This window comes from Variovorax saccharolyticus, from assembly GCF_030316765.1.
Classification (GTDB): domain Bacteria; phylum Pseudomonadota; class Gammaproteobacteria; order Burkholderiales; family Burkholderiaceae_C; genus Variovorax; species Variovorax saccharolyticus.
Genome location: NZ_JASZYT010000006.1, coordinates 263,827 through 290,223 on the forward strand (window position 1 = coordinate 263,827; position 26,397 = coordinate 290,223).

A 26,397-nucleotide genomic window follows, 5' to 3' on the forward strand; every position below is an offset into this window, starting at 1 on the left:
GTCAGCGCGGCATCAGCTGGTAGTAGTCGAAGCCGTTGCTGCGGCCGCCCAGGCAGCCGGCCAGCGTGTCCTCGACCTCGCGCCAGAGCGCCAGCCGGTTGCGCCACTTGCGCACGCTGTGGCCCTCGTCGGCGAAGCTCATGTAGCGCACCGGCCGGCCGAGCCGCTGCAGTTCGGCCACCACCTCGTCGGAGTCCTGGCGCAGCACGCGGACGTCGTTGCTGCCGTGGACCACCAGCAGCGGCGCCGTGATGCGGTCGATCTGCGAGATCGGCGAGTTGGCGAGCATCGCCGCGCGCTCGTCGGGCTTGGCTACATCGCCGTAGGTCATCGCGAAGTAATGGCGGTTGCGCCAGAACGGCGGCCAGTTCTCGATCACGCGCGGCCAGTTGGCAACGCCGACGAGGTCGATGCCGCAGCGGTAGTCGTGCGGTTTCTGGATCAGCTGGGCCAGCACCGAGAAGCCTCCGAAGCTGCCGCCGAAGACCGCCAGCCGCTGCGGGTCCGCGATGCCCTCGCCGATCGCCCACTGCACCGCCTCGGCAATGTCGCGCTGGATCCGGCCGTTGTATTCGAGCGCGCCAGCCAGCATGAAGGCGCGCCCATAGCCGCTGGAGCCCCGGTAGTTGACCTTGAGCACCGCGTAGCCGCGATTGGCCAGCATCTGCGTGTTCGTGAAGCCGGCGCCCTGCCACCGGTCCCGCACCCAGGGACCGCCATGGATGTCGACCACCAGCGGCGCCGGGCCCTCGACGCCGCGCGGCCGAACCACGTAGCCATGGACCGTGAGCCCGTCGGAGGTCCGGAAGGCGAAGGGCTCCATCGGCAGGAACAGGTCCGGTCCGGGTTTGCGCGGCGGGGTCAGGCGGGTGAGCCGGGCGCTGTCGCGGTCCAGCAGCATTTCGACCGCCTCGTCGCCGGTCGCGGCGCGCAGCACCACCTGCCTCGCGCCGTCGGCCATGCTCGAAGGTCGTGTCAGCACCGGTTCGGCATCCAGCCAGCCCCGGTCGCGCGCGGTCCGCACCGCCTGGGCGACGTCGGCGCCGAGCGCCGGGTCGAGGTACACGAAGCGGGGCAGGCCCGGCTCCATCGAATAGGCGTAGGGCGCCCCCTGGATCGGCGGGTACTGGGCGCCGTCGAGATCGACCTCGGCACTCTCGGCCAGCACCCGCTCCTGGCCGGTGGCCAGGTCGACTTCCACCAGCGCGCCCTTGTCGCGGCCGATGTTGGTCATGGCCCAGAGGCGGCCGCCCTGCAGGTCGATGCGGTGCGGCCAGAAGAAGTCGAAGGCCTTCACCGTGCGCAGCCGCTGCCAGCTGCCGTCGGGTTTCCTGAGCTCGAGTGCTTCGTCCGAACCGTCGACGCTGCCCAGTTGACGGATGCGCCCGGCGAGCTGCTGGTCGGTGCCGATGAACCAGGCCAGTACCCGCCCGTCGCCCTCGCTGCGCGCCACCTCGCGCACGGTGCGTGTGGCGGCGTCGGCCTCGAACAGGTCCATTTCGCTGCGGTCGCGCCGGTTGCTGGCGAAGAAGAAGCGCGCGCTGCCCGGTGCGCCGCGCGCCACATAGGCCGAGCGCACGCCGGGCCACGGCGTCACGGCCCAGGGCCTGCCGTCCGGGTTGTCGCTGTCGAGCACGAAGAACTGGGTGTTCTCGTCGCCGCTGAAATCCTTCAGGTAGGCCACGTGCCGGCTGTCGGGCAGCCACGAATAGGTCGGGCCCGAAACGAAGGGACGGGCCAAGGTGCCGGTGGCGAAGGACTTGACGGCGGGGCCGCTGATCGACGCCGCATCGGCACTGGCGCGAAGCGCGAGCCCGACGTCGGTGCCGACGGTCTGCACCCACAGCAGCCGGCGGCCGTCGGGCGACAGCACATGGCCGTCGACGTAGTCGATGTTGGCGACGAAACGCCGCATCGGCACCAGCGGCGGCAGCGCACCGCCGTCCTGGGCCGCGACCAGCACGGGGGCGGTGGGCGCGGTCGAGCAGGCGGCCAGCGCCAGCGCGGCCGCCGCAGCCGCCATGACGGCCAGCCGGCGCAATCCGAGAACCATGCTTGTCTCCCTCTTCGGTGTCGATTGTTGTGCGCCGGAATTGTGGCCGACATGGGACGACACGGGCCGGCGTTCACCTCACGCTGCCGGCGGGAGCAGGCCTGGAATCAGCGCCTCGATCTCCTTGATCACCGCCTCCTTCTCGCGGTTGTAGACCTGCGGGTCGGCGGGATCGATGGCATGGGCCCGATCCTTCGCCCGCTCGTACTTTCGCCGCAGGTCCGGGCGCCGGTTGAGGATGTCGATGAAGGCCAGGGAGTCCTTGTGGACCGGATCTCCCTCGTGGCAGATGTGGAGGTTGATGTTGAAGCGCCGTCCCCGATGCAGGACCGAGGCGCAGACATAGGGCTTGTCGTCCTTGTCGACCCACACCGGCCGACGATGGAAGCCGGCACGCTCGAAGGCCTGCTGCTCCTCGCGCAGGCTCGCTCGGGACGTGATGGCCGCAATGTCGATCATGGGCTTGCCGCGCAGCTCCGGCACGGCCGTGCTGCCGATGTGCACCAGCTCGACACCCTCCAGGCAGGCCTGCGCATGCCCCCTGAGCGCGAGGAAGACCTCGGCGTAGACGGGGTCGTACGGCACGATGTGCCGGTGCTCGAGCCCTTCGTCGAATCGCTCGATCTTCATCTGGCAGAGGATCAGCCCGCCGCCAGCACCGTTCCGCTGACTTCGCCGAGGCCGATGCGCACCGCACCGGGGCGCTCGCACCAGCCGCGCATGACGAGCGTGTCGCCGTCCTCCAGGAAGCTGCGCTGCTCGCCGTTGGGAAGCCGCATCGGCTGCTTGCCGCCGCCGGTGAGCTCCATCAGCGAACCGGCCTCGATCGCCTCCGGGCCCGACAAGGTGCCCGAGCCGAGCAGGTCGCCGGGCTGCAGGTTGCAGCCGTTCACCGTGTGGTGGGCGATCAGCTGGGCCGGCGTCCAGTAGGCGGCGCGGGTGCTGTTGGTTTTCGACAAGCGATGCGGCGCCTCGCCCGCCTCGCGCATCTTCGCGGTCTGCAGCAGCACCTCCAGCTCGATCGAGAACGCGCCCTGCGAGCGATTGGCCTCCGAGTCCAGGTAGGCCAGCGGCTGCGGATCGTCAGCCGGGCGCTCGAAGGCGGCGCGGAAGGGCGCCAGGGCCTCGGTCGTGACCAGCCAGGGCGAGAGCGTGCTGGCGAAGTTCTTCGACAGGAACGGGCCCAGCGGCTGGTACTCCCAGCCCTGGATGTCGCGCGCCGACCAGTCGTTGAAGAGCGTCACGCCGAACAGATGCGCCTCGGCCGCGCCCATGCCGACGGGCTCGCCCTGCGCATTGCCCTGGGCCACGAACCAGCCGAGCTCGAGTTCGTAGTCCAGCCGCTTCGACGGGCCGAAGCTCGGCACGGCGGCGTCCGGCGCCTTGGTCTGGCCCTGCGGCCGCTTGAAGCGCTGGCCGCTGACACCGATCGACGAGGCCCGCCCGTGGTAGCCGATCGGGACCCACTTGTAGTTCGGCAGCAGCGGGTTGTCCGGGCGGAACTGCTTGCCGACCGTGGTCGCGTGGTGCACGCTGGTGTAGAAGTCGGTGTAGTCGCCGATGCGGCAGGGCACATGCATCGTGGCCGCCGACTGGCTGACCAGGGCCTGCTCCCATTCCGGCTGCCGCGCGCTGCCTTCGGCCAGCCCCTGGGAGATCAGCGCCCGCAGCGCCGAGCGCTTCTCGGGCGTGGCCGCCATCAGCGCGTTCATGTCGTCGGTGTCGATCAGTCCGGCGCGGCGCAGGTCGAGGATCCGGTCGCCGATCGCGACGCCGATGCGCGGTGCCGCGTCGGCGCCGTGGCTGAAGCGGCCGAAGGGCAGGTTCTGGATCGGGAAGTCGCAGCCGGCCTGGTTGGCCGAGGCGACCCAGCTGCGCAGCTTCGGATCGTGGGTGGCGTTGAGCGTGGTGTTCATGGCTTGAAGTGGTCCTGGAGGCCGGCCCAGCAGTCGGCGTAGTTCTGGTCGAGCGCGGGGCTTTGCATCGCGTACCCGGTCGGGATGAATCGGAAGCGGCTCTCGAACATGAAAGCCAGCGTGTTGTCGAGCTTCTGCGGCGCCAGCTTGGCATGGCTGGCCTTGTCGAAGGCTTCCTCGTCGGGGCCGTGCGGCACCATGCAGTTGTGCAGGCTGGCGCCGCCCGGCTTGAAGCCGCCGGGCTTGGCGTCGTACTCGCCATAGACCAGGCCCATGAACTCGCTCATGAGGTTGCGGTGATACCACGGCGGCCTGAAGGTGTCTTCCATGACCAGCCAGCGCGGCGGGAAGATCACGAAGTCGCAGTTGGCGGTGCCCGGCGTGTCCGAAGGCGAAGTCAGCACCGTGAAGATCGACGGATCGGGATGGTCGAAGCTGATCGAGCCGATGGTCATGAAGTTGGCCGTGTCGTACTTCACCGGCGCCAGGTTGCCGTGCCAGGCGACCACGTTGAAGGGCGAATGCCGGGTCGGCGCCGACCAGAAGCGGCCGCCCGACTTCTTGACCAGCTCGTAGGCCACGCTCGCATCCTGGAAGGCCGCCACCGGCGCCTGGAAATCGCGCGCGTTGGCCAGGCCGTTGGAGCCGATCGGGCCCAGCTCGGGCAGCCGGAACTGAGCGCCGTAGTTCTCGCAGACGTAGCCGCGCGAAGGCCCGTCGGGCAGCTCGACCTTGAACACGACCCCGCGCGGCAGCAGCGCGATCTCGCCGGGCTTGACGTCGAGCACGCCCATCTCGGTGGTGATTACGAGACGGCCCTGCTGCGGCACCACCAGCATCTCGCCGTCGGCGTTGACGAAGGCGCGGCGCTCCATCGAGCGGCTCGCCAGGTAGACCAGGGCGCCGATGCCGGTCTGCGCCTCGGCATCGCCGTTGGCCGCCAGCGTGTGCATGCCGTCGATGAAATCGACCTCCTCGCCGCCGAAGGGGATCGGCGCCCAGCGCAGCGGCTCGGGCGGCAGGGCGATCTCGCGATCGGCGCCGGTGCTCCAGCGGGCCTGCGCGTAGGGCTGGTAGCGGCCGGCCACCACCGAGGGCTGGCGCCGGTACAGCCAGGTGCGCCGGTTCTCGTGGCGCGGCGCCGTGAAGGCGGTGCCCGAGATCAGCTCGGGATAGAGGTCGAAAGGCGCGCGCTGCGGGCTGTTGCGGCCCTGCGGCAGGGCGCCGGCGATGGCTTCGGTGGCGTACTCGTTGCCGAAGCCGACCTGGTAGCGGCGCTCGGCCGCGGATGCGATCGTCATGATGGGATCTCTTTCAGTTTCAACGGGATGACGCAGCTGCCTCGAAGGCCTGGCGCAGCACGGCGGTCGAACCGACGTGGTTGGCCAGCACCAGCACCAGGCGGGCGTTGAAGGCATGGCTCTCGTCGCTCGTGAGGCCCTGGTGGGCTTCGATCAGCGCCTCGTAGAAGTCGTCGGGCGCATCGAGGTTCGGGGTGGTGATCAGGTCCATGGCGTTCTATGCCTTCGACAATGCACGGTCGCACGCGGCGCGCACGGCCTCGGGAGTGGGCGCGCGCCAGCGCGCGCAGACATGCTGGTCGGGCCGCAGCAGGTAGACGGTGCCGGGCCGGGCGTCGTAGCGCCGCGCCGCCAGTTCGCCGGCGCGGTCGTCCGCGAGGCGCACGACGTGCAGCGGCCGGTCGGCGCGCGCCAGTGCATCGAGGCTGCGGTCGGCCTCTGCACCCTCGCCGAAGACCAGCGCGGTGAACTTCGTCTTCGCAGCACCAGCGGGGCTCAGCGAGCGCAGCAGCCAGCCGCCGTGGCCGCCGGCGTCGGCGATCGGCGCATCGGCCGCCGCGGCGCCGGGCACCATCGGCCCCTCGAAGGCATCGACGTCGGGCGTGTTCAGCACCGACTCGCGCAAGGTGCTCGGCACCGACAGCCGGCCGCTGTTGACCAGCGCCCGCGCGAAGGCGTGGCGCTTCGACAGTTCCAGCACCGCATCGCGGAACAGCCGGCTGACCTCGCTCTTGGGCGTGATGAAGTCGGTGGCGCGGGTCGAGTTGCGGATGTTCTCGTCGGCCGCGTATTCGCGCTCGCTGGCATAGCTGTCGAGCAGCGCGTCGGGCGCCTCGCCCTGGTGCACCGCGGCCAGCTTCCAGGCCAGGTTGTCGGCGTCCTGCACGCCCGAGTTGGCACCGCGCGCGCCGAAGGGCGACACGCCATGCGCCGAGTCGCCCGCGAACAGCACCCGGCCGTGGCGAAAGCGCTCCATGCGCTGGCAGGCGAAGGTGTAGACGCTGGCCCAGCCGATGTCGAACTTCACGCCTTCGTGGCCGATGCTGTCGAGCAGCGCGCGCACCCGCGGGATGATGTTCTCGTGCTTGCGCTCTTCGACCGGATCAGCGTCCCAGCCGAGCTGGAAGTCGACCCGCCACATGCCGTCGGCCTGCTTGTGCAGCAGCACGCTCTGCTTCGGATGAAAAGGCGGATCGAACCAGAAGCGGCGCTCGGTCGGCAGGTCGGCGTCCATGTTGACGTCGGCGATGAGGAAGCGGTCGCGGAACACGCGGCCCTTGGCCTCCTGGCCCAGCAGCTGCCGCAGGCTGGAGCGCGAGCCATCGCAGGCGGCCACGTAGCCGGCCGCCAGGCGGTACTCGCCCTCGGGGGTCTCGATGGTCAGCAGCGCCCGGCCGGCGTCCTGCTCGATGCCGACCACCTTGCTGCTCCAGCGCAGGTCGATCAGCGGCAGCTCGGCGGCGCGCTCCGCGAGGTAGCCCTCGACGTAGTACTGCTGCAGGTTGATGAAGGCCGGGCGTTCGTGGCCGGTCTCCGGCAGCAGGTCGAAGCTGTAGACCTGCTCGTCGCCGAAGAACACGCGGCCCACATTCCAGGACACGCCCTTGTCGACCATGCGCCCGGCGCAGCCCAAACGGTCGAAGATCTCCAGCGTGCGCTTCGCGAAGCAGATTGCGCGCGAGCCGGTCGACAGGGTGCAGTCGTTGTCGAGCAGCACCACCGGCACCTGCCGCTGGGCGAGGTCGATCGCCAGCGCCAGGCCCACCGGGCCGGCGCCGACCACCACCACCGGGTGGCGGACCGGTGTCGCGGCATCCTGGTCGGGGTGCCGCCTGTAATCGAAGCGCAGCGACTGGTAGTCGACCGGCGCCGCGTCGTGCGATGCGAGGCCCTGCATGGCTTCAGCCTTCGAGCGTCTTCCACATTTCGATGTCGCGCTCGGCAGTCCAGATGCGCGGGTCGGTGTACTTCGTGGCTTCGTCGTAGCAGCGGGTGACGTCGAAGGGCATGCAGTGGTCGAAGATCACCCAGTGGCCGTACTTGGGCTTCAACGCTGCGTAGGTGTCCTTGTAGACCGCATTCAGGTCCTTGCCGGCGGCGACGCCCTTCTGGACATTGGCGTACATGTCCGAGATGAACGCGCGTGTTTCGTCCAGGCCCTTGGCCACTTCTTCAGGCGTCGTGAGCGCGGCACCGCGGCCGGGCACCAGCGCCTTGGGCTTGAGCGCGGCGAGGTTCTCGAGCGTCTTGGGCCAGTCCTTGAAGTAGGCATCGCCGGCATAGGGGGTGGCGCCGAACTCGACCAAGTCGCCTGACAAAAGCGCCTTTTCTCCTGGCAGCCAGACGACCGTGTCGCCCTTGGTGTGGCCGCGGCCCAGCTGCAGCAATTGCACTTCGAGCTTGCCCAGCCACAGCGTCATCTTGCCGGTGAAGGTCATGGTCGGCCAGGTCATGCCGGGCGGCACGGTCTCCACGCCCGCGAACAGGCGCGGGAAACGGCCGATCTCGCTGGCCTTGTCCTGCTCGCCGCGCTCGACGATCAGGTCGTAGGTGTCCTGGCTCGCCAGTATGTGCTCGGCCCCGTAGGCGCTCGCGCCCAGCACCCGCACCGCGTGGTAGTGGGTCAGCACCACGTACTTGATCGGCTTGTCGGTCACCTCGCGGATGCGGCGGATCACGTCGGCCGCCATCGCCGGCGTGGCCTGGGTGTCGGCCACCAGCACCGCGTCGTCGCCGATGATGATCCCGGTGTTCGGGTCGCCTTCGGCCGTGTAGGCCCAGGCATGCTCGGAAATCTGGCTGAAGCTGATCTTCTTTTCTTCGAGATCGGCCTGGCTGGCGAACTTCTTGGTCTCGGACATCGCGGGTCTCCTGATTTGTCTAAAGTGAATTGATTCGCATGGAACGAATGCACGGAGTGTAATTCGAGGATCAGTTAATGTCTAATGCCTTCTGTATCAACGAATGACAAAACACCATGGCGGCTGAGTCCGATCGCGCGCAGCGCGGCATCCAGAGCATCGAGGTGGGCGGCCAGCTGCTGCGCGCCCTGGTGCACCACGGCCGGCCGATGGCGCTCAAGGACCTGGCGCGCGAGGCCGAGATGTCCGCCGCCAAGGCGCATCCCTACATGGTCAGCTTCGGCCGCCTCGGGCTGATCGAGCAGGACCGCACCACCGGCCACTATCTGCTTGGACCGCTGGCCTTGCAACTGGGTTTGATCAGCCTGCAGCAGGCCAACCCGGTGCATATCGCGACGCCGCTGATCGCCGAGCTGGCGCAGCAGATCGGCCACACGGCGGCGATCGCGGTCTGGGGCGACCGCGGCGCCACCATCGTGCGGATCGCCGAATCGCCGGCGCCGCTGCACGTGAACATGCGCCACGGGACGGTGTTCTCGCTGACCAACACCGCGTCGGGCCGGCTGTTCGGTGCGTACCTGGACTCGGCCGTGGTCAAGCGCCTGCTCGAAGAGGAACGCCAGCGCGAACAAAAAGCCCCGGTGGCGCCGCCACAGCGCGGCATGCCGCCGGTGCAGCCGCTGCCGGGCTGGAAGGATTTCGAGGCGCAATTGCACGAGGTGCGCGCCCACGGGCTGAGCCGCTCGGAAGGCGAGATCCTGCCCGGCGTGTGCGCGATGTCGGCGCCGGTCTTCGACCACACCGGCGCGATCGTGCTCGCGGTCACCGCGATCGGGCCGGCGGCCATCTTCGACACGCGCTGGGACGGCGAGATCGCGGTGGCGCTCAAGGCTTGCGCCGACCAGGTGTCCGCGCGGCTCGGGGCTACCCTTTCAAGGCCTTGAACCGCTCGACGCTCTCCACCGGCCAGTACTCGGAGCGCCGGTAGTACTCCCTCACCGCCGCCGCGCCCGGCGGCAGCGGCACCCAGGGCTGCTTCGACATCGTGAAGATGTGGATGTCGGGCGGCAGCAGGTCCGGATCGTCGAGCGTGCCGACACGCACGAAGGCGACCGCCTCGCCGCTTCCCGCGTAGTGGCTCCACAGCGCGATGCAGCAGCGGGTGCAGCGCACCACCGTCTGGCCCTTGCCGCTGGCCGACGGGATGCGCAGGCGTTCGATCTCGCCTGCGAGCAGTTCGACGCGGTCGGCCTCGATCATCGCGTTGAGGGCGAAGGCGGAGCCGCTCTCGCGCTGGCACCATCGGCAGTGGCAGCAATGCACGAACAAGGGCCGCGTGGCCATGCGATAGCGCACCGCCCGGCAGCTGCAGCCGCCCTCGACCGGGAACGGATCCGATGCGCCGGTCCCGGATGCGCTCATCGCGAACGTCCGTCGTAGTGCTGCACCGGCACCGCATCGAGCGCGATGCCCTCCAGGCAGCGGATGTTGACCGCCATGGTCGGCTGGCCCTTGGGGTCGGTCGCCTCGGCGAAGGGATGGATGCCGCAGGTCTTGCAGAAGCGGTGCCGGATCGCGTGCTGGTTGAACAGATAGGTGCCGAGGTTGTCGTCCTCGGGCGTGTTCAGCGTGAAGCGCGCGCGCGGGACGAACCACAGCAGCGAGCCCTTGCGCTGGCACATCGAGCAGTTGCAGGCGAGCGCGCCCTGGATCTCGCCCTCGACGTTGAAGGCGATCCGGCCGCAATGGCAGCTTCCCTGGTAGATCATGGGGCGTCTCCGTGCATTGGCGCGACGGAGATTACACCGCCTCAGGCCATGAATCCAATGTTCTTCGGGTACTCGATGCCGTTGAAGTTGCCGCCGAAGTTCTTCAGGTTCGGCAGGATGCCCGGCAGGTCCGCGTCGGGCACGCCGAACCACTTGGCGAGCGTGGCGCCGTACTGGTCGACCGAGGTGCTGGGGATCAGCCGGCCCTGCCCCACGTGGCCTTCGTAGCCCGCGAGCTTGGAATCGTTGTCGATGCTCACCACCTGCGGCGTGCCGTAGATCTTCTTGCCGTTGACCGCGCCGCCGACGACGAAGTGGTGGCCGCCCCAGCCATGGTCGGAGCCGTCGCCGTTGCTGGCCAGCGTGCGGCCGAAATCCGAGGCGGTGAAGGCCGTGACCTTGTCGGCCATGCCCTGCGCGACCATCTGCCGATGGAAGGCGGCCAGCGCGTCGCTGAGCTGCTGCATCAGGTTGACCTGGTTGGAGATCAGGTTGTCGTGCAGGTCGAAGCCGCCCATCGAGACAAAGAACACCTGCCGCTTGGCGCCCAGCGTGGAGCGGCCGCGGATGATGCGCGACACCATCTTGAGCTGGTTCGCCAGGCCGGTGTTGAGGCCGGCGAAGGTGTCGGTGGCGAAGGTCGCGGGCGCGATCGCCGCGGTGACCGTGGTCTCGGCCTCGACCGCGCGCTTGGTGACCTTGTTGTACTCGTTCTCCATCGCGTGGCTGCGGGTCTCCTGGGCCAGCTGGGCCATCGCCGCCTTGACGCTGCTCGAGCCGAAGGTCGTCGTGTCCTTGATGCTCCGGATGCCGACCGCGCCGCCCGTGCTGACCTGGTATTGCAGCGCCTGGTCGCCCGACAGGAACACCGCGTTGCCCGCCACCGAGATGCAGGTGAACAGCGAGTTGGTGTTCTGCCGCTGGTCGATCATCAGGTCGCCCACGTTGCCGCCCCAGCCGACCGTCGAGCCCTCGGGCGAGGACGACTGCCAGGTCGACTGCTGGTCGTTGTGCGAGAACAGCTTGGGCGGCTGCGGATAGAGCTTCTTGTTGCTGTTGTTGTACTGGGCCCGCGTGAGCGGCACCACCAGCGGCCCGACGTTGAGCTGCACCGCCACCTTGCCTTCGTTGTTGAAGAGGCCGGCGAGCTGCGTCATCGCCGGGTGCAGCGCGTACTGGCGGCCGTTCGGCAGCGGCACGCTCGGCACCAGCAGCGTGCCGGCGAGCGCCTCCTTGGCGATCGCGATGCCGCCCGAGGCCTGCGGCAACCGGATCTGGCTGTAGGCGTTGTAGCTCGGGTCGTCATAGGTGACGACCGTGTTCGCATAGTCGTTGCCGCCGAACAGGAAGACGCAGACCAGCGCCTTGTAGTCGTCACCGGGCGCGGCCTGCGCCGCGGCTTCGCCCATCGCCGCGAGATTGAGGGCGAACGGCAGGGCGGTGCCGGCCATGGCGAGCTGGCCCGAGCGGCGCAGGAAGGCACGGCGCGTGTGCGCGGCGGGGTCGATCAGGTACATCGCGACGTCCCTTATTTCTGGATCAGGTAGGAGGGCGAAGCCATCACCAGCAGCACCGCGGCATAGACGCGGTTGAGCTTGACGGCGTCGGAGCTCCCGCCGTTCACCGGCGGGTTGGCCAACGCACTGGTGATCAGCGCCTGGGTGGCCGCGGACAGCTGGTTGCCGGTCAGCAGCAGGTTCAGCCGCTGCACCAGCGCCGCCGGGTCGAGCACCAGCGCCAGCTCGCTCGCGTAGGCCGCGTTGACGTCCCGGCCGGTGCTCTTGGGCAGCACGTTGCTCTGCAGGAAGTTCAGGTAGCCGCCCACGCTGGTCTCGTTGACCAGCTGGAATTCGGGTGCGACCAGCCTGGAGGCGGCGAGCGCGGTCGAAGGCGGCACGTAGCCGGGCCGGAAGAAGTTGAACACCGACGGCGAGCGCAGCGGGCTCTGGCCCAGCTGGTCATTGGGCCGGGACAGGTCGCCGACCTTCCAGTTGCCGCTGGTGGAGCCGGCACCGAAGGTCCGCGCCCATTGCGCCAGGCGCAGCATCGGCTCCCGCAGGCGGCCGAAGTTGGGGTCCGAGAGCCCGGCCGGGCTGCGCGCCTCGTTGTCGAGCAGCACCGCCGCGAAGACGCTCTTCATGTCGCCGCGCACGCCGCCGCCGTTGTCCGCGAACACATCCGACACGCGCTTCACGTAGGCCGGACTCGGATTGCTGGTGACCAGCCGCTGGATCAGCTGCTTGCAGATGAAGGGGCCGACATTGGGATGGCCGAAGAGCGTGTCGAGCGCGATCTTCAGCGCCGCCTTGCCTTCGGTGCCGCCCGGCACCGTGGCGCCGAGGAAGCGGGCCTCGAGCGTCGAGTGACGGGACGCGGTGAGCGCCATCGGCCGCGAGGTCCAGGCGCTGCTCTCGATCGTGCCGGTGCCGCCCGGCGGGGTGAAGGCACCCGGCGTTCCGTTCTTCTCGTCGGCCCGGATGTCGAGGTCGTAGCCGGTGAAGACGCGCGCCAGGTTGGTCACGTCGTCCTGGCTGTAGCTGTCGAGCGGCACGCCGTCGCTGCCGGTCTTCACGCTGCCGTCGGCCTCCAGCTGGTAGAGCCCGATGGTCATGAGCTGCATGACCTCGCGTGCATAGTTCTCGTCCGGCTGGCGGCCCTGGGCGTTCTCCTTCTGGTTGCCCTTGGTGTTGAGGTAGAAGCCCATCGCCGGATTGAGCGACACGTCTTCCAGCAGCTTGCGGAAGTTGGTCGTGACGCCGGCCACCAGCGTGTCCCAGTACTGGGCCATCATGTGCTCGGCCCAGTTCGAGCCGATGTCGTTGCGCGAGACCACGAAGATCTCGGTGAACACCAGCGCCATGCGCTTGCGAAAGCCGTCGGGCGAGGTCATGAGCTGGTTCCAGATCATGTCGTCGCTGTTGACCGTGTTGTAGGGCTTGCTCAGGATCCAGTCGCGCCCGCCCTGCTCGGCCGGGCGGTCGACCTGCTCGCCGAGCCAGGGCAGGTAGCCCTTGCTGCGAACGGCCGCGATGTCCGCTTCCGAGGCCGAGAACTGCGACTGCAGCAGGAAGCGCGCGGCCTCGTCGTCGGTCTTGGCCTGCGTGTAGACGTAGGTCTGCGCGGTCGGCGTGTTGGCCAGCGCGGTCAGCGAGCCGGCCTGTACCGTGCTCGAGCCGCCGAGCCCGGCCAGGCTCATGCCTGCGCCGCCGCTGCCGCCGCCGCCCCCGCCGCAAGCCGCCAGCGCGGCGGCCGATGCCGCCAGGGCCGCAGCCAGCGCGAACGGAGGGGACGCCTCCCCGCCGGGTGGCGCTGCCGCGATTTCGCGCGCGCGCAATGCCTCGTCGGCCGCTTCGGCGCGGCCGGTTGCGATGTCTTCCACCATGGGACTCCTCACTCCACGACGCGGACGCGCCGTTCCTGATGAGGCAAATGGCGTGCCCGCGCTTTGGCGTGGGCCCGAAGACCTTAAGAGAAACGTTTAGTACGACAATTGTGAGGAAATGTGACTTTTTTCGTCACATCGAGGCCACGAAGCGCTTGCAAACTGACGCGGAGTGTCTTTCAGGGCCTGGCGGCCTGAAGCGCGTCGCGGGTGCGGATGGCCTCGCGCCGGGCGGCCTCGGCGAAGTCCTCGCCGGCCGAGGCATAGCAGATGGCGCGTGACGAATTGACGATGATCGGCGCGTCCGGGCGCCAGCCGGCGCGGACGGTGGCAACCGCATCGCCGCCCTGGGCGCCGACACCGGGAATCAGCAGCGGCACCGTGGGCGCCAGGGTGCGCACGCGTTCGATCTCGGCCGGGTAGGTGGCGCCGACCACCAGTCCCAGCTGGCCGTTGAGGTTCCAGGGCCCCTGGGCCAGCTTGGCGACATGCTCGTACAGGAAGGGCTCGCCCTCGATGCCGGCCAGGCGCTGGCCCTGCAGGTCGGCGCCGCCTGGATTGCTGGTCCGGCACAGCAGGAAGGCGCCCTTGCCCTGGTGCCGCAGATAGGGTTCGACCGAATCGAAGCCCATGAACGGCGACAGGGTGACGGCATCGGCGCCGTAGCGCTCGAAGGCCTCGCGGGCGTATTGCTCGGCGGTCGAGCCGATATCGCCGCGCTTGGCGTCCAGGATGGTGGGCACGTGCGGCGCGTTGCGGCGCATGTGTTCCATGAGCTGCTCGAGCTGGTCTTCGGCGCGGTGGGCTGCGAAGTAGGCGATCTGCGGCTTGAAGGCGATCGCCAGGTCGGCCGTGGCGTCGACGATGCGGGCGCAGAAATCGTAGATCCTGCTGGCGTCGCCCTTGAGCGAAGCGGGGAATTTGGTCGGCTCGGGATCGAGGCCGACACACAGCAGCGAGCCGTTTTGGCGCTCGGCGGCGCGCAGCTTGTCCAGGAAGGTCATGGGCCGAATTTTAGGCGGCCGGCCGCTCACACTTGCGTTGCGGCCAGGCAGAGGTCGGCCCAGGCCCGGCCCTTGTCGGCCGGGTTGCGCAGCAGGTAGGCCGGGTGGTAGCTGGCGACCAACGGCAACGGCGGCAGCCCCGGGCGCTGCAACTGCACCACGCGGCCGCGCAGCCGGCCGAGCGGATCTGCGCTCTGCATCAGGCTCTGGGCGGCCAGCGGGCCCATGGCGAGGATCACGCGCGGCGCCAGCGGAGCGATGCCGTCCGCCAGAGCCTCGTCGATCGGGCGCGGGCTGTCCGGCTGGCCCGAGGCAACGCCGCGGTGCGTGCGCATCAGGTGCACCGGCGCTGCGCCGCCATGCAACTGCAGCGCATTCAGCATGGCGTGCAGCAGCCTGCCGGCCTCGCCCTCGAACGGCTCCCCATGCCGGCCGTCGAGTTCGGGCGGCATGTCGGCCACGATCAGCCAGCCGGCCTGCGACGCCGCCGGGTCGCCGCAGAGGCGTCGCGGCGCCTCGGCCAGCACGGCGGCCCCTTGCAAGGTCGCGGCGGTCGCCCGATGCACGGGCGGCGCGGGCGCTGCGACCGCCGGTGCCGCGATCGGACGCGTGGCGGCGGGCGGTTCGGGCGCGACGGCCTCGGCAGCTTCGGGCCGGGCCGCGGGGGGCTCCGTCACCGGTTCCGGCTCGGACTGGCGCCACCAGGGGAGTTTGATGCCCATCTCGTCGAGCATGGCGCGCTGGCGCGCGTCCAGCTTCATTCCCTCGGTCGTCATTTCAATGCGCCCCATGCACTTGGTGATTCGTTCAGACGCAGGCTCATCACGACCGCATCCTCGCGGGCGCCGCCTTCCGCGGGGTAGTAGCCCTTGCGGATGCCGACGCGCCGGAAGCCGTTGCGCTCGTAGACCGCCAGGGCGCGCAGGTTGCTGGCCCGCACTTCGAGCCAGAGCCACTGCGCATTCTGGCCGCGCGACCAGCCTGCCAGCGCCTCCAGCATCAGCGGCGCCCAGCCCTGGCCATGGAAGGCCGGCGCCACCGTGATGTTGAGCAGATGCACCTCGTCCACGCCCTTCATGGCGACGAAATAACCGATCAGCGTCTCGCCGCTCTCGCGCGTCTCGCGCAAGGTGACCCGGTTCCAGAGCGCCCGCGCGCCCCGCGGCGCATCGGCGGCGGCCGGCCCGCTGTCGGGCGCGGGAGCCACCAGGCACTGGCAGTGATAGCCGGCGGCCAGCGAATCGGTGAAATTCGCCGGCGTCCAGGGATGGGTGAAGGCGCTGCGTTCGATCGCGCAGACGGCGGGCACCCGCTCGATCGTCATCGGCTCGAGCCGCGCCTCGCGCGGCTGCTGCATCACGGCGCTCATGCAAGCCCCCACGCTCGGCACTGCGTGTCCTCGCTGCCCCCCGAGGGGGCGCGAGCTTGCTTGGGGCGGCCCGGCGCTGCGCTCCGGAGCCCCCTCGTTCGGCACTGCGCTGCGCTCATGACAGCCCTTTCAGCGCCGCGCGCTCCTCGGTGGTCTGCGCCACCTTGTCGCGCACGTAGAGCGGCCAGGCTTCGGCGGGAGCGACCGTGCGCTGCGCCGCCAGCAGCGCCGGCGCCAGGCGCAGCATCGCGCCGGCGGTGGGCAGCACCTCGTGGCGCGCCGCGGCCCGCGGCAGCCGGTCGCCGTAGGCGGCGAAGGCATTGCCGGCCAGCGCCCAGCCGTCCGGGACCACGACGCCCTCGGGCGCCAGCAGCTCGGCTTCGCTGGCGCTGATCTCGACCCCGAAGTCGTAGCCGGCTGCATAGACCTGGTCCATGCGCGCATCGAGGACCGCCACCACGCGCGTGCTGCCGAAGCGATGACGGGCTTCCTCGGCCACGGCCTGCAAGGTGTCGATCGGCAGCAGCCGGACGCCGGCCCCGAACCCGAGGCCCTGCGCCACCGAGCAGGCGGTGCGCAGGCCGGTGAAGGAACCAGGGCCGCGGCCGAAAGCGATGGCGTCGAGTTCGCCCAACGTCAGTCCGGCGGCAGCCAGCAGTTGCTGGATCAGCGGAATCAGGCTCGCCGACGACTGCGCGCCGCCCGCGCCGCTGTGCTCGAGCAGCAGTTCACCGTGAAGCACCGCGATCGACAGCGCCTCGGTGCTGGTGTCGAACGCCAGCAGCCTAGCCATCGATGCGCCCTCCCGGCGTGCCCGCCACCGCGACCGCCGGGACCGGCCGACCGCCGGCAGCGCCGCTGCGCTGGACGCCGAACAGGATCCCCGCCGTCACCAGGAGCACGCCCGCGACCAGGTTCCAGTAGAGCGGCTCGCCCAGGAAAGCCACCGCCCCGAGTGCCGACAGGCCAGGCACCAGCGCCGTGATCATGGTGGACCGCACCGGGCCGAAGTACTGGATCATCAGCGTGAAGGCGATGCCCGAGATCACCACCGAGCCGACGCCCTGGAACAGCATCTGGAACAGGATTTCGCCTGCCGGCGCGCTGGCCAGCCGGCTCGTGACCAGGCCGGCCGCGGCCAGCAGCGCATAGGCGGGTACGAAGGTGACGAAGGCGAACACGGTGATGGCGATGGTGGCCCGCACGGCCTCGAGCCCGTGGCGGCGGACGACGATGCTATAGCAGGCCCAGCTGAAGGCGGCGCCCATGAACAGCAGGTCGCCCTTCCAGACGGCGCCGCCGTCCAGCGCATGCAGGAGGCTGGCGCCGCCGACGAACAGGTCGCCGAGGACGATCAGCGCCAGCCCGAGCGCGCGCAGCGGCGTGATGCGGTCGCGCAGCACCAGCGCGGCCAGCAGGGTGGTCCACAACGGCAGGCTGCCCGGCATCAGCACCGCGGCGTGGCTGGCCGGCGCGAAGAAGAAGCCGGTATAGGCCAGCAGGGCGTAGGCGAGGCCGCCGAAGACCCCCGCCAAGGCCGTCAGGCGCAGCGGCAGCGGCGAGAGGCCGAAGAAGGAGCCGGCGGCCGATCCTTCGGCGCGCGCCCGCGTCACCAGCCAGGCACCCCAGGGCAGCAGCACCAGTGCGGCGCCGCAGATGCGGGCGAAGGCGATATCGAACGGCGCCAGCGAGCGCCCCGCGGACGCGCGCGCGATCACGATGAACGCGGTCCAGACCCCGACCGTGACGACGGCCGCGCCGATGCCGATCGTGCGGGCTGAGAAACGGGGGGCTGCGGGCATCGGGAGATTATCGACGCCCCCCGGGGCCGGGACCCGGGGCCGGGATAATCCCGCGATGTTCCAGCCCCTCGCCATGCGCCGCCTTTCCCTCGGATTCGTCCTCGCGCTCGCCGCTGCCCTGCCGGCCACGGCCCAGAGCCTGCCGAACGAGGTCGAGGCCGCGCTGGCGCGCGCCAAGGTGCCGCGCGAGGCGGTGACGATGCTGGTGGCCGATGCGGACGGCGTGCGCGCGCCGCGGCTCGCCTGGCGCTCCCAGGTGCCGGTGAATCCGGCGTCGATCATGAAGCTGGTCACCACCTACGCGGCGCTCGACCTGCTGGGACCGGCCTTCACCTGGACCACGCCGGTCTACGTCGACGGCCCGGTGCGCAACGGCATGCTCGAGGGCAACCTCTACATCAAGGGCCAGGGCGACCCCAAGCTGGTGATCGAGCGGCTCTGGCTGCTGCTGCGGCGGGTGCAGGGGCTCGGCATCCAGGGCATCAACGGCGACATCGTGCTCGACCGCAGCGCCTTCGAGGTGGCCGAAGCCGATCCGAACGCCTTCGACGGCGAGGGCCAGCGCCCCTACAACGCCGCGCCCGATGCGCTGCTGGTGAATTTCAAATCGGTGGTGATGAACTTCTCACCCCAGCGCGGAGCGCAGCTGGCCCAGGTCAGCTACGAGCCGCCGCTGGCCGGCGTCGCCATGCAGGCCACGGTGCCGCTGGCGGCCGGCGAATGCGGCGACTGGCGCAGCACCCTGGCCGGCGAGTTCGCCGATCCGGCGCGGCTCGGTTTCGCGGGCAGCTACCCGGCGGCCTGCGGCGACAAGACATGGGCGGTGGCCTACGCCGACCCGCGCGGCTACGCGGCCCGCGCGATCGGCGGCCTGTGGGCCGAAATGGGCGGCCGGCTCAAGGGCCAGGTGCGCGACGGCCGCGTCCCGGCCGAGCTGCGGCCGGCCTTCGAGGCGAGCTCGCCGCCGCTGGCCGAGGTGATCCGCGACATCAACAAGTACAGCAACAACGTGATGGCGCAGCAGCTTTTCCTGACGCTCGGGCTGCAGCAGAAGAAGCGCGGCACGCTCGACGCTTCGCGCGCGACGATGCGCCAGTGGTGGAACGACCGCATCGGCACCGGCGAGGGCCAGCCGGTGTTCGACAACGGCTCGGGCCTCTCGCGCGACGAGCGCATCAGCGCCGCCGCGCTGGCGAAGATGCTGCAGCAGGCCTGGCGCTCGCCCGTGATGCCGGAACTGGTGTCCTCGCTGCCGGCCTCCGGGGTCGACGGCACGCTGCGCAAGCGGGCGCTGCGCTCGGGCGGCGCGGCCCACCTGAAGACCGGCACCCTGCGCGATGCCGCCGGCGTGGCCGGCTACGTGCATGGCGCCAGCGGCCGGCGCTGGGTGGTGGTGGCGATCGCCAACCACGGCAATGCGGCCGCCGCGCGCCCGGCCTTCGATGCCCTGGTCGATTGGGCGTCGCAGGACTGAGCCGTTCGTGTAGGCCGGCGCCGCTTGCGCGGCGGCCGGGCGCTGCCCAGAATCTAGCGGCGCCCCGAAACCCGCAGGAGACATATTCCATGAAAAAACTCCCCGCCATCGCCCTGTCCGGCCTCGCCCTGGCCCTTGCGGCTTGCGGAGGCGGCGGGAACGACGGGTTCTCCATCAACGTGCCGGCCACGGTGGACAGCGGACGCGGCTCGGTCGTGACGATACCGCCCGAGCGGGTGCAGCGGATCTCGACCGACGAGTTCACGGCCCTGCTGCAGGCCAACCCGCAGGGCAAGGCGCTGCAGAACGTCGCCGGCGCCCCCAAGTGCGGCGTCGATGTGCGCTATCTCGAGTACCGCACCATCGGCGGCCAGGGCGAAGAGACCAACGCGACCGCCGCGATCATGGTGCCCTCCGGCACCGATGCCGCCTGCAACGGGCCCCGCCCTGTGGTGCTGTATGCGCACGGCACCACCGCGGCGCGCGACTTCAACATCGCGCGCTGGACCGATGCGACCCAGCCGGCCGCAGGCGAAGGCGTGCTGGTGGCCGCGATCTTCGCGGCCCAGGGCTACATCGTGGTGGCCCCGAACTACGCCGGCTACGACAAGTCGACCCTGGCCTACCACCCCTACCTCAACGGCGACCAGCAGGGCAAGGACATGGTCGATGCGCTGACCGCGGCACGCAAGACCTTCGCCCTGATCAACGCCGACGCAGCCGCCTCGCTGTTCGTCACGGGCTATTCGCAGGGCGGCTACGTGGCGATGGCGGCGCATCGCGAGCTGCAGGCCACCGGCAGGACGGTGACCGCCTCGGCGCCGCTGTCGGCGCCCTCCGCCATCAGCCTGCTGGCCGACTACAGCTTCAGCGGCTGGCCGGCGCTCGGCGCCACGCTGTTCACGCCGCTGCTGTCGACCAGCTGGCAAAAGCAGTTCGGCAATGTCTACACCGCCACCAGCGACATCTACGAAGCCCCCTACGCCAGCGGCATCGACACGCTGCTGCCGAGCCTGACGCCGATCAACACGCTCTACGCCACCGGCAAGCTGCCCCCGCTGGCGCTCTATCCGCCGAACGCGATGCCGGGGCCAGTCGATCCGTCGCTGGCGGTCTTCTACGCGCCCAACAACCTGGTCCGGCAGAGCTACCTGACGCAGGCCGCCAACGACATCCTGGCCAATCCCTGCGCCGGCAACGCGCTGCCGGCGACGGCGGCCTCGCTCAACACCAGTTCCCCGCTGGGCTGCCAGCCGCTGCTCGGCTTCCGCAAGGCGGCCGTGGCGAACGACTTGCGCAACTGGCTGCCGCTGCGGCCGATGCTGATGTGCGGCGGCGCCAACGACCCGACCGTGAACTTCCTGAGCACCCGCGCCACCGCCGGCTACTTCCGCGCCCGCGGCATGCCGGCCTCGGCGCTGGCCGTGGTCGACCTCGAGGACGTCAGTGCCAGCGACGCCTTCTCGACCGCACGCGCCGGCTTCGCCCAGGCCAAGATCAGCACCGCGACCAACGCCGGCGGCACCGCCGCGCAGCAGCAGCAGGCCGTGGTCCAGGCCTACCACGGCACGCTGGTGCCGCCGTTCTGCATGGTGTCGGCGCGAGGGTTCTTCGCGGGGGTGCTGGCGGCCGGCGGGTAAAGAGGGAGAGTAAGCGCCTGGGCCGGCGCAGCCGCGCCCATGTTGGTGAAACACCGCGGAACTGGCTCTGCCAGGCCGCTGGTGTTGCCCCCGGCAGGGGGTGGGCGCCCGGACACGAAGTGCCGGGCAACCTGGGGGCGAGCAACATCAAGCCGCCGCTCGCGAAAGGCGGTCGCGCACGCCTTCCCATTCGGGGTCGGGTGGCGGGGTCTCGACCCAGATCAGCTTGACGCCCTCGGCGTCGAAGGCCCGCAGCACGGCGAACAGCTGCTGCGCGGCGGCGGCGGCGTCGTCGGGCATGCGCCGCTGCACGATGCGCTGCGAGCGGCTGCTCAGCACCGTGCGCGACCAGACCGCGATGTTGGCTGCATTGGCCCCGAGCACGTCGAGGCCGGTCTGCAACGCCTTGGCGTCCATCAGGCGCAGCTTGGCGCTCGGCGCGTAGTGCGACTCCAGCGTGCCGGAGGCCTTGGGGTCGGGCGCGCCGAGCGTGTGCTTGTCGCGCAGCGGCTCGCCGCCAGCCGCCTCGATCTGCGCCCGCGTGATCGCGCCGGGCCGCAGCAGCACCGGCGCGCCGCGGCTGCAGTCGACGATGGTCGATTCGATGCCGACCGCGCAGGGGCCGCCGTCCAGCACCAGCAAGCTGTCGCCGAACTCATGCTGCACGTGCAGCGCGGTGGTCGGGCTCACGCGGCCGAAGCGGTTGGCGCTCGGCCCGGCAACGCCCAGCACGCCCAGTTCGGCGCAGGCCGCCAGCAGCGCCTGGGCCACCGGATGGGCCGGGCAGCGCAGGCCGATGGTGTCCTGTCCGCCCGCCGCCGCGGCGCCGACGCCGGGCTGGCGCTCGACGATCAGGGTCAGCGGGCCGGGCCAGAAGGCGCGCACCAGTTTCTGGGCGAAGGCCGGCAGCGGCCGCGCGAAGTGCGCCAGCGCCTCGGTGCCCCTGGCGCCGGCCGGCACGTGCACGATCAGTGGATGGTCGCTGGGCCGGCCCTTGGCTTCGAAGATGCCGGCCACGGCGGTATCGCTGCCGGCGTCGGCGCCCAGGCCGTAGACGGTCTCGGTCGGGAAGGCGACCAGACCGCCGGCACGCAGGACCTGCGCGGCCTCGGCGATCGCTTCGGGTGCGCTGCCGTCGCGAATCATCACTTGGGCTCCGTTCATTCCGACAGCGGAATCGGCAGCCCGAGCAGCGCGGCGGCGAAGTCGGCCGTGCTGCGGACCGTGTCGATCGCGTCGCCGGTGATGTTGAGGTGCCCCATCTTGCGGCCGCGGCGGGCCTCAGTCTTGCCGTAGAGGTGAAGGTGGGTGCCGGGCAGGGCCAGCACGTCGGCCCAGCGCGGCTCGCTCGGTACATCGCCGTCGACGAACCACAGGTCGCCCAGCAGGTTCAGCATGATCGCCACGCTGTGCTGGCGCGGCGGATTCAGCGGCAGGCCGGCCAGGGTGCGCACCTGCAGCTCGAACTGCGACACGTCGCTGGCGTTCAGTGTCCAGTGGCCGCTGTTGTGCGGCCGTGGCGCCATCTCGTTGACCACCAGCTGGCCGTCGCCGAGGACGAAGAACTCGACGCACAGCACGCCGACATAGGCCAGGCCTTCGGCGATCGAGCGGGCTGCGGCCACGGCACGGCGCGCGGTCGACTCCGGCATGCTTTGCGGATGGACTTCGGTGACGGCGAGGATGCCGTCACGGTGCAGGTTGCGCTGCACCGGGAAGTTGACCATCTGCCCATCCTCGCCGCGGGCGACGATCACCGAGCATTCGAAATCCAGCGGCAGCAGCTTCTCGAGCACGCAGGGCACGCCGCCGGCATCGTTCCATGCCGTGTCGAGCTCGGCCCGCGTCGCCACCCGGCGCTGGCCCTTGCCGTCGTAGCCGAGCCGCGCGGTCTTGAGGATGCCCGGCAGCAGGTCGGCCGGCACCGCCGCCAGGTGGGCGGCCGTCTCGATCACGGCGTAGGGAGCGCATTCGACGCCGCAGCGCACGAAGTGGGCCTTCTCGCGGATGCGGTCCTGGGCGATCGCAACCGCGTCGGCGGCCGGCGCCACCGGCCGCGCCGAAGCCAGGTGCTCCAGCGAGGGCGCCGGCACGTTCTCGAACTCGGTCGTCACCGCATCGGCCAGCCCGGCCAGCCGGGCGAGGCCATCGACGTCGGCGTAGTCGGTGTGGATGTGGTGGTGGCTCACCCGTCCGGCCGGACTGTCGGGATCGGGGTCGAGCACCGCGGTGAAATAGCCCATGGTCTGGGCCGCGTGGACGAACATCCGCCCCAGCTGGCCGCCCCCGAGCACCCCCAGCGTGGCGCCCGGCAACACGACCGTCATTTCGACACCTCCGCGCTGCGCGCTGCGGTGTTCGCCTTGGGAGCGGCCCGGCGGCTCACAATGCCCCCCCGCCCTGTGGCGAGAACGGCGACACCGGCTCGGCGTCGCCCGGCGGCAGGGTCATGGCCTCGGCGGCCTGGGTCTGCCGGAGCCGGAAGGCGTCGAGCTGCGCCCGCAGCGCCGGATCGCCGACCGCCAGCATGGCAACCGCGAACAGCGCCGCGTTGGCCGCGCCGGCGTTGCCGATCGCGAAGGTCGCCACCGGCACGCCCTTGGGCATCTGGACGATGCTGTAGAGCGAATCGATGCCCTGCAGGTGCCGGCTGGCGACCGGCACGCCGAGCACCGGCACCGTGGTCTTGGCCGCCAGCATGCCGGGCAGGTGGGCGGCCCCGCCGGCGCCGGCGATGATCGCGGACAGCCCGCGCGGCGCCGCGCTTACGGCGTAGGCGAACAGTTCGTCGGGCATCCGGTGGGCCGAGACCACCCGGGCTTCGTGGGCGATGCCGAATTGCTGGAGAATCTCGACCGCGTTGCGCATCGTCTCCCAATCGGAGTTTGAGCCCATCACCACGCCGACCTGAATTGCTTGCTTCATGGTTCCAATTTTACGTTTCACCCCCACCTTCCCGCGATGATCGACATCACCCTCGAAAATTTCCAGTCCGAGCTGATCGACGGCTCGATGACCACGCCTGTCCTGCTCGACATCTGGGCCGAATGGTGCGGGCCCTGCAAACAGCTCGGTCCGGTGCTCGAAAAGCTCGAAGTCGAGTACGCCGGCCGCTTCACGCTGGCCAAGCTCGATGCCGACAAGGTGCCGCAGATCTCCGAGCAGCTGAGCCAGATGTTCGGGGTGCGCAGCATCCCCTTCTGCGTGATGTTCAAGGACGGCCAGCCGGTGGACGGCTTCGTCGGCGCGATCCCGGCCGACCAGATCCGCACCTTCCTGGACAAGCACGTGCCGCCGGGCGACGACGAGAACGCGCCGCCGCTGGATGAAGAAGTCTCGGCCCAGCAGGCGCTGGCCGAGGGCGACACCGAGGGCGCGCTCGAGAAGCTGCAGCACGCGGTCGCCACCGACCCGGCCAACGACGACGCCCGCTTCGACTACGTCAAGCTGCTGCTGCAGGAAGGCCGCACCGACGACGCCGAGGTCGCGTTCGCGCCGGTGATCGCCAAGACCTCGCTGGTGCGCCGCTTCGATTCGCTGCAGCGCTGGATGGACGCGATCGACTTCGCGGCTCCGCCCACGGGCGCCGCGCCCGCGCTGGCCGACCTGGACGCCCGCATCGCCGCCAACAAGCGCGACTTCGAGGCCCGCTTCGACCGCGCCCGCCTGCTGATGTCCGACCGGCGCTGGACCGACGCGATGGACGAGCTGCTCGACATCCTGATGCGCGACAAGAGCTGGAACGAAGACCTCGCGCGCAAGACCTACATCGCGGTCCTCGACATCATCGAACCGCCCAGGGTCAAGGTCGCCGATGGCCAGATTCCGCCCGACGACCCGACCGTGGCCAGCTATCGGCGGCGCCTGAGCAGCGTGGTGCTCAGCTAGGGCGAAACATCCCCGGAGCGCCTTCGGTGCCGCGATTGAGTGCGCGGGCGCTGTCGAATACGATGCAGCGAATCTCAATTTGTTGCAGAAGGACACACAGGCCATGCGCTCCCGCCCTGCCGCCATCCCCTTTTTCACGGCCGCCCTGCTGGCGGCCGCGCTGACCGCCGGCTGCGGCAGCGGCATCCCGCTCGACGAGCCGATCGAGGGGCCGGTCTGGCGCCTCGACCAGCTCGGCGGCGAGCCGGTGACGCCGGGCAGCGACCCGCGGCGCGATCCGCAGGTGCAATTCGACCGCCGCAACGGGCGCGTCAGCGGCTCGGGCGGCTGCAACCAGCTGTCGGGCACTTTCGAGCGCAGCGGCAGCACGCTCAAGCTGAGCCAGCTGGCCTCGACCCGGATGGCCTGCACCGATCCGGCGCTCGGCACCAAGGAGCAGCAGTTCTTCGCCGCCCTGCAGGCCACCGCCAGCTACCGGCTGCAGAGCCCGACGCGGCTGGCGCTGCTGGACGCCGGCGGGCGCACCGTGGCGACGCTGAGCGCCTCGCGCTGACCGCCGCCTCCGAGCGCCTCGGCTACCAGCGCGCGGGCAGCTCCTTCAGCAGCACCAGTTGGCGCTGCGCCACCGCCACGTAGCCGCCCTGCTCCAGGTCCTTCAGCAGCCGGCTGACCATTTCGCGCGAACAGCCGATCTCGCTGGCGATGGCCTGGTGGGTCAGCCGCTCGGCGATATGCCGCGAGCCGTCGGGGTTCGGCGCCGAGCGATCCTCGAGCAGCCGCTTCAGGCGCGAATAGACGTCGAGCAGCGCCATGCTGCGGGCGCTCTCGGTCGCCAGCCGGGCGCGCTTGATCAGGCGCACGATCAGCGCCAGCGCGAAGTCCGGATGCTCGGCGATGTGATGCAGCAGGGTCTCGCGGGTGACGACCGCGCAAACCGTGGGCTCGACCGCCTCGACGCTGGCGGAACGCGGGCCGCCATCGAGCGACATCTCGCCGACGTACTCGCCAGGGCCGTGCAGGCTCAAGGTGATTTCGCGCCCTCGGGAATCGGACAGGAAGGCCCGCAGCCGCCCCGACAGCACGATGTAGACCGAGCCGCCCTGCTCGCCCTCCTCGATCAGCAGCGCCCGCGTGCGGTAGCGGCGCTGGACGCCGCGCTGCGCGAGCTGCAGCAGCGCCGTGGGCAAAGCGGGGGATTCGACGACGGATGCAAGGGGCATCCGTCGAATATACGGGCTCCGCCGGGACTCAATCGACCAGGCGCAGGGCAGACACGATCTGCGGCATGCGCGAGACACGGTGCACCACCTCGCGAATGCTGCTGCTGCCCGTCTTTTGCCGCACATTCTTGATGTGAGTGCGCACTGTGGACATCCGGATGCCCTCGAGGCAGGCGATCTCCTCGGCGCCATGGCCGGCGCAGAGCCGGGCCAGCACGTTCTGCTCGGCCCGCGTCAGGTGCCGGGCACGGGCGAACATCTGCATGGTCAGCATCTCGCAGCCGGGACGGCGGCTGCAGATCACCAGCACCGTATCGACCGTTTCGCTGCCGTGCACCGCGGCCAGCGGGATGAAGGCGACCGACAGGGCGTCGCTGCCATCCTCGAGTTCGACGATGCTGCGGCAGTCGCGCTCGGCGTCCTTCAGGGCCTGGCGGATCTTCGCCTGGGAGGCCGGGCTGCCGGCGCACAGCATGCCGTCGCCGCTGCGCAGCGCGCGCGCCGAGGACAGCTCGCGCCGGGCCGGGAAGTTCGCGTGGAGGATGCGGCCGGTCAGGTCCAGCAGCAGCAGGCCATGGTCGATCTCGTCGAGCACCCGCGCCAGCATCCCGGGCTGCAGGGCATCGGGCGGTGCGGCCGTGACGTCGCGGGCGAAGCCTTCGACGTAGGAAATCTGAAAGTCGGCTGCGGTTTCCATGGTGCTCTCCTCATCTGGGGG

General features: G+C 70.3%; 26 protein-coding genes. 5 read left to right on the forward strand and 21 right to left on the reverse strand.

Annotated elements, in window-relative coordinates; all coding sequences use genetic code 11:
- Position 1 precedes the first annotated feature (1 nt).
- The 7 genes from QTI45_RS19765 to QTI45_RS19795 all read right to left on the reverse strand — a co-directional run bounded on the left by QTI45_RS19765 (position 2) and on the right by QTI45_RS19795 (position 8,131).
- A complete protein-coding gene (locus QTI45_RS19765) occupies positions 2-2,053 on the reverse strand; it encodes a S9 family peptidase (protein WP_286655591.1) in 2,052 nt (683 codons plus the stop codon).
- A 78-nt stretch (positions 2,054-2,131) separates the two neighbouring features.
- A complete protein-coding gene (locus QTI45_RS19770; protein ID WP_286655592.1) occupies positions 2,132-2,683 on the reverse strand; it encodes a GrpB family protein in 552 nt (183 codons plus the stop codon).
- Positions 2,684-2,694: 11 nt separating this feature from the next.
- On the reverse strand, positions 2,695-3,969 hold the full coding sequence (gene fahA, locus QTI45_RS19775) for a fumarylacetoacetase (protein ID WP_286655593.1): 1,275 nt from the start codon (positions 3,967-3,969) through the stop codon (positions 2,695-2,697).
- Positions 3,966-5,270, reverse strand: coding sequence for a homogentisate 1,2-dioxygenase (hmgA, locus tag QTI45_RS19780; RefSeq protein WP_286655594.1), 1,305 nt, complete (start codon positions 5,268-5,270; stop codon positions 3,966-3,968). The genes fahA and hmgA overlap by 4 nt, the downstream gene beginning before the upstream one ends.
- A 19-nt stretch (positions 5,271-5,289) precedes the next feature.
- Positions 5,290-5,481, reverse strand: a complete 192-nt coding sequence (locus QTI45_RS19785) for a DUF2783 domain-containing protein (RefSeq protein ID WP_286371699.1) — start codon at positions 5,479-5,481, stop codon at positions 5,290-5,292.
- Between the two features lie 6 nt (positions 5,482-5,487).
- Complete coding sequence (locus QTI45_RS19790; protein WP_286655595.1) at positions 5,488-7,167, reverse strand: FAD-dependent oxidoreductase; 1,680 nt, start codon at positions 7,165-7,167, stop codon at positions 5,488-5,490.
- Positions 7,168-7,171: 4 nt separating this feature from the next.
- Complete coding sequence (locus QTI45_RS19795; RefSeq protein ID WP_286371701.1) at positions 7,172-8,131, reverse strand: MBL fold metallo-hydrolase; 960 nt, start codon at positions 8,129-8,131, stop codon at positions 7,172-7,174.
- Between the two features lie 116 nt (positions 8,132-8,247).
- On the opposite strand from QTI45_RS19795, the gene QTI45_RS19800 reads away from it, so the two are divergent.
- Positions 8,248-9,075 carry an IclR family transcriptional regulator gene (locus QTI45_RS19800; protein WP_286655596.1) on the forward strand — a complete coding sequence of 276 codons (828 nt, stop codon included), beginning with the start codon at positions 8,248-8,250 and terminating at the stop codon, positions 9,073-9,075.
- On the opposite strand, the gene QTI45_RS19805 is transcribed toward QTI45_RS19800, so the two are convergent.
- The 9 genes from QTI45_RS19805 to QTI45_RS19845 all read right to left on the reverse strand — a co-directional run bounded on the left by QTI45_RS19805 (position 9,056) and on the right by QTI45_RS19845 (position 17,457).
- The gene (locus QTI45_RS19805; RefSeq protein WP_286655597.1) at positions 9,056-9,553 is read right to left on the reverse strand and encodes a GFA family protein; all 498 of its coding nucleotides are present in this window, start codon (positions 9,551-9,553) and stop codon (positions 9,056-9,058) included. The genes QTI45_RS19800 and QTI45_RS19805 overlap by 20 nt on opposite strands.
- Positions 9,550-9,900, reverse strand: coding sequence for a GFA family protein (locus tag QTI45_RS19810; RefSeq protein WP_286371704.1), 351 nt, complete (start codon positions 9,898-9,900; stop codon positions 9,550-9,552). The genes QTI45_RS19805 and QTI45_RS19810 overlap by 4 nt, the downstream gene beginning before the upstream one ends.
- A 41-nt stretch (positions 9,901-9,941) precedes the next feature.
- Positions 9,942-11,417, reverse strand: coding sequence for a DUF1501 domain-containing protein (locus QTI45_RS19815; RefSeq protein ID WP_286655598.1), 1,476 nt, complete (start codon positions 11,415-11,417; stop codon positions 9,942-9,944).
- Positions 11,418-11,428: 11 nt separating this feature from the next.
- On the reverse strand, positions 11,429-13,282 hold the full coding sequence (locus QTI45_RS19820) for a DUF1800 domain-containing protein (protein ID WP_286655599.1): 1,854 nt from the start codon (positions 13,280-13,282) through the stop codon (positions 11,429-11,431).
- 179 nt (positions 13,283-13,461) lie between these two features.
- Entirely contained in the window at positions 13,462-14,286 is an 825-nt protein-coding gene (gene pyrF / locus QTI45_RS19825) for an orotidine-5'-phosphate decarboxylase (RefSeq protein WP_286655600.1), read from the reverse strand.
- 26 nt (positions 14,287-14,312) lie between these two features.
- Positions 14,313-15,062, reverse strand: a complete 750-nt coding sequence (locus QTI45_RS19830) for a uracil-DNA glycosylase family protein (RefSeq protein ID WP_286655601.1) — start codon at positions 15,060-15,062, stop codon at positions 14,313-14,315.
- Positions 15,059-15,655 (reverse strand): ribosomal protein S18-alanine N-acetyltransferase, encoded by a 597-nt coding sequence (gene rimI, locus QTI45_RS19835; RefSeq protein ID WP_286655602.1) that lies wholly within the window; start codon positions 15,653-15,655, stop codon positions 15,059-15,061. The genes QTI45_RS19830 and rimI overlap by 4 nt, the downstream gene beginning before the upstream one ends.
- 115 nt (positions 15,656-15,770) lie before the next feature.
- Positions 15,771-16,448, reverse strand: coding sequence for a tRNA (adenosine(37)-N6)-threonylcarbamoyltransferase complex dimerization subunit type 1 TsaB (tsaB, locus tag QTI45_RS19840; protein ID WP_286655603.1), 678 nt, complete (start codon positions 16,446-16,448; stop codon positions 15,771-15,773).
- Complete coding sequence (locus QTI45_RS19845) at positions 16,441-17,457, reverse strand: DMT family transporter (protein ID WP_286655604.1); 1,017 nt, start codon at positions 17,455-17,457, stop codon at positions 16,441-16,443. The genes tsaB and QTI45_RS19845 overlap by 8 nt, the downstream gene beginning before the upstream one ends.
- Before the next feature lie 55 nt (positions 17,458-17,512).
- On the opposite strand from QTI45_RS19845, the gene dacB reads away from it, so the two are divergent.
- Both dacB and QTI45_RS19855 read left to right on the forward strand, forming a co-directional pair.
- Positions 17,513-18,931 (forward strand): D-alanyl-D-alanine carboxypeptidase/D-alanyl-D-alanine endopeptidase, encoded by a 1,419-nt coding sequence (gene dacB / locus QTI45_RS19850; RefSeq protein ID WP_444813294.1) that lies wholly within the window; start codon positions 17,513-17,515, stop codon positions 18,929-18,931.
- 89 nt (positions 18,932-19,020) lie between these two features.
- On the forward strand, positions 19,021-20,571 hold the full coding sequence (locus QTI45_RS19855; protein WP_286655605.1) for an alpha/beta hydrolase family protein: 1,551 nt from the start codon (positions 19,021-19,023) through the stop codon (positions 20,569-20,571).
- A gap of 147 nt (positions 20,572-20,718) precedes the next feature.
- Here the strand turns inward: QTI45_RS19855 and QTI45_RS19860 are convergent, their stop codons facing one another.
- From QTI45_RS19860 to purE, 3 genes are read right to left on the reverse strand one after another with little or no spacing between them, the layout of a single operon-like run.
- A complete protein-coding gene (locus tag QTI45_RS19860) occupies positions 20,719-21,717 on the reverse strand; it encodes an L-threonylcarbamoyladenylate synthase (RefSeq protein WP_286655713.1) in 999 nt (332 codons plus the stop codon).
- 14 nt (positions 21,718-21,731) lie between these two features.
- The gene (locus QTI45_RS19865; RefSeq protein WP_286655606.1) at positions 21,732-22,898 is read right to left on the reverse strand and encodes a 5-(carboxyamino)imidazole ribonucleotide synthase; all 1,167 of its coding nucleotides are present in this window, start codon (positions 22,896-22,898) and stop codon (positions 21,732-21,734) included.
- Positions 22,899-22,953: 55 nt separating this feature from the next.
- A complete protein-coding gene (gene purE, locus QTI45_RS19870) occupies positions 22,954-23,496 on the reverse strand; it encodes a 5-(carboxyamino)imidazole ribonucleotide mutase (RefSeq protein ID WP_286655607.1) in 543 nt (180 codons plus the stop codon).
- Positions 23,497-23,532: 36 nt separating this feature from the next.
- Between purE and QTI45_RS19875 the strand changes: the two genes are divergently transcribed.
- The gene (locus tag QTI45_RS19875) at positions 23,533-24,459 is read left to right on the forward strand and encodes a tetratricopeptide repeat protein (RefSeq protein ID WP_286655608.1); all 927 of its coding nucleotides are present in this window, start codon (positions 23,533-23,535) and stop codon (positions 24,457-24,459) included.
- A 103-nt stretch (positions 24,460-24,562) separates the two neighbouring features.
- On the forward strand, positions 24,563-25,012 hold the full coding sequence (locus QTI45_RS19880; RefSeq protein WP_286371717.1) for an META domain-containing protein: 450 nt from the start codon (positions 24,563-24,565) through the stop codon (positions 25,010-25,012).
- Positions 25,013-25,034: 22 nt separating this feature from the next.
- Here QTI45_RS19880 and QTI45_RS19885 read toward each other — a convergent pair whose 3' ends face one another.
- The gene (locus QTI45_RS19885; RefSeq protein ID WP_286655609.1) at positions 25,035-25,679 is read right to left on the reverse strand and encodes a Crp/Fnr family transcriptional regulator; all 645 of its coding nucleotides are present in this window, start codon (positions 25,677-25,679) and stop codon (positions 25,035-25,037) included.
- Between the two features lie 28 nt (positions 25,680-25,707).
- Positions 25,708-26,376 (reverse strand): helix-turn-helix transcriptional regulator, encoded by a 669-nt coding sequence (locus QTI45_RS19890; protein ID WP_286371719.1) that lies wholly within the window; start codon positions 26,374-26,376, stop codon positions 25,708-25,710.
- Positions 26,377-26,397: the final 21 nt, after the last annotated feature.

What these genes read in the sequence shown, in the direction of transcription:
- QTI45_RS19765 (WP_286655591.1), bottom strand. Translation starts at nt 2,053, where the DNA reads ATGGTTCTCGGATTGCGCCGGCTGGCCGTCATGGCGGCTGCGGCGGCC.
- QTI45_RS19770 (WP_286655592.1), bottom strand. Translation starts at nt 2,683, where the DNA reads ATGAAGATCGAGCGATTCGACGAAGGGCTCGAGCACCGGCACATCGTG.
- fahA (WP_286655593.1), bottom strand. Translation starts at nt 3,969, where the DNA reads ATGAACACCACGCTCAACGCCACCCACGATCCGAAGCTGCGCAGCTGG.
- hmgA (WP_286655594.1), bottom strand. Translation starts at nt 5,270, where the DNA reads ATGACGATCGCATCCGCGGCCGAGCGCCGCTACCAGGTCGGCTTCGGC.
- QTI45_RS19785 (WP_286371699.1), bottom strand. Translation starts at nt 5,481, where the DNA reads ATGGACCTGATCACCACCCCGAACCTCGATGCGCCCGACGACTTCTAC.
- QTI45_RS19790 (WP_286655595.1), bottom strand. Translation starts at nt 7,167, where the DNA reads ATGCAGGGCCTCGCATCGCACGACGCGGCGCCGGTCGACTACCAGTCG.
- QTI45_RS19795 (WP_286371701.1), bottom strand. Translation starts at nt 8,131, where the DNA reads ATGTCCGAGACCAAGAAGTTCGCCAGCCAGGCCGATCTCGAAGAAAAG.
- QTI45_RS19800 (WP_286655596.1), top strand. Translation starts at nt 8,248, where the DNA reads ATGGCGGCTGAGTCCGATCGCGCGCAGCGCGGCATCCAGAGCATCGAG.
- QTI45_RS19805 (WP_286655597.1), bottom strand. Translation starts at nt 9,553, where the DNA reads ATGAGCGCATCCGGGACCGGCGCATCGGATCCGTTCCCGGTCGAGGGC.
- QTI45_RS19810 (WP_286371704.1), bottom strand. Translation starts at nt 9,900, where the DNA reads ATGATCTACCAGGGAAGCTGCCATTGCGGCCGGATCGCCTTCAACGTC.
- QTI45_RS19815 (WP_286655598.1), bottom strand. Translation starts at nt 11,417, where the DNA reads ATGTACCTGATCGACCCCGCCGCGCACACGCGCCGTGCCTTCCTGCGC.
- QTI45_RS19820 (WP_286655599.1), bottom strand. Translation starts at nt 13,282, where the DNA reads ATGGTGGAAGACATCGCAACCGGCCGCGCCGAAGCGGCCGACGAGGCA.
- pyrF (WP_286655600.1), bottom strand. Translation starts at nt 14,286, where the DNA reads ATGACCTTCCTGGACAAGCTGCGCGCCGCCGAGCGCCAAAACGGCTCG.
- QTI45_RS19830 (WP_286655601.1), bottom strand. Translation starts at nt 15,062, where the DNA reads ATGACGACCGAGGGAATGAAGCTGGACGCGCGCCAGCGCGCCATGCTC.
- rimI (WP_286655602.1), bottom strand. Translation starts at nt 15,655, where the DNA reads ATGAGCGCCGTGATGCAGCAGCCGCGCGAGGCGCGGCTCGAGCCGATG.
- tsaB (WP_286655603.1), bottom strand. Translation starts at nt 16,448, where the DNA reads ATGGCTAGGCTGCTGGCGTTCGACACCAGCACCGAGGCGCTGTCGATC.
- QTI45_RS19845 (WP_286655604.1), bottom strand. Translation starts at nt 17,457, where the DNA reads ATGCCCGCAGCCCCCCGTTTCTCAGCCCGCACGATCGGCATCGGCGCG.
- dacB (WP_444813294.1), top strand. Translation starts at nt 17,513, where the DNA reads ATGTTCCAGCCCCTCGCCATGCGCCGCCTTTCCCTCGGATTCGTCCTC.
- QTI45_RS19855 (WP_286655605.1), top strand. Translation starts at nt 19,021, where the DNA reads ATGAAAAAACTCCCCGCCATCGCCCTGTCCGGCCTCGCCCTGGCCCTT.
- QTI45_RS19860 (WP_286655713.1), bottom strand. Translation starts at nt 21,717, where the DNA reads ATGATTCGCGACGGCAGCGCACCCGAAGCGATCGCCGAGGCCGCGCAG.
- QTI45_RS19865 (WP_286655606.1), bottom strand. Translation starts at nt 22,898, where the DNA reads ATGACGGTCGTGTTGCCGGGCGCCACGCTGGGGGTGCTCGGGGGCGGC.
- purE (WP_286655607.1), bottom strand. Translation starts at nt 23,496, where the DNA reads ATGAAGCAAGCAATTCAGGTCGGCGTGGTGATGGGCTCAAACTCCGAT.
- QTI45_RS19875 (WP_286655608.1), top strand. Translation starts at nt 23,533, where the DNA reads ATGATCGACATCACCCTCGAAAATTTCCAGTCCGAGCTGATCGACGGC.
- QTI45_RS19880 (WP_286371717.1), top strand. Translation starts at nt 24,563, where the DNA reads ATGCGCTCCCGCCCTGCCGCCATCCCCTTTTTCACGGCCGCCCTGCTG.
- QTI45_RS19885 (WP_286655609.1), bottom strand. Translation starts at nt 25,679, where the DNA reads ATGCCCCTTGCATCCGTCGTCGAATCCCCCGCTTTGCCCACGGCGCTG.
- QTI45_RS19890 (WP_286371719.1), bottom strand. Translation starts at nt 26,376, where the DNA reads ATGGAAACCGCAGCCGACTTTCAGATTTCCTACGTCGAAGGCTTCGCC.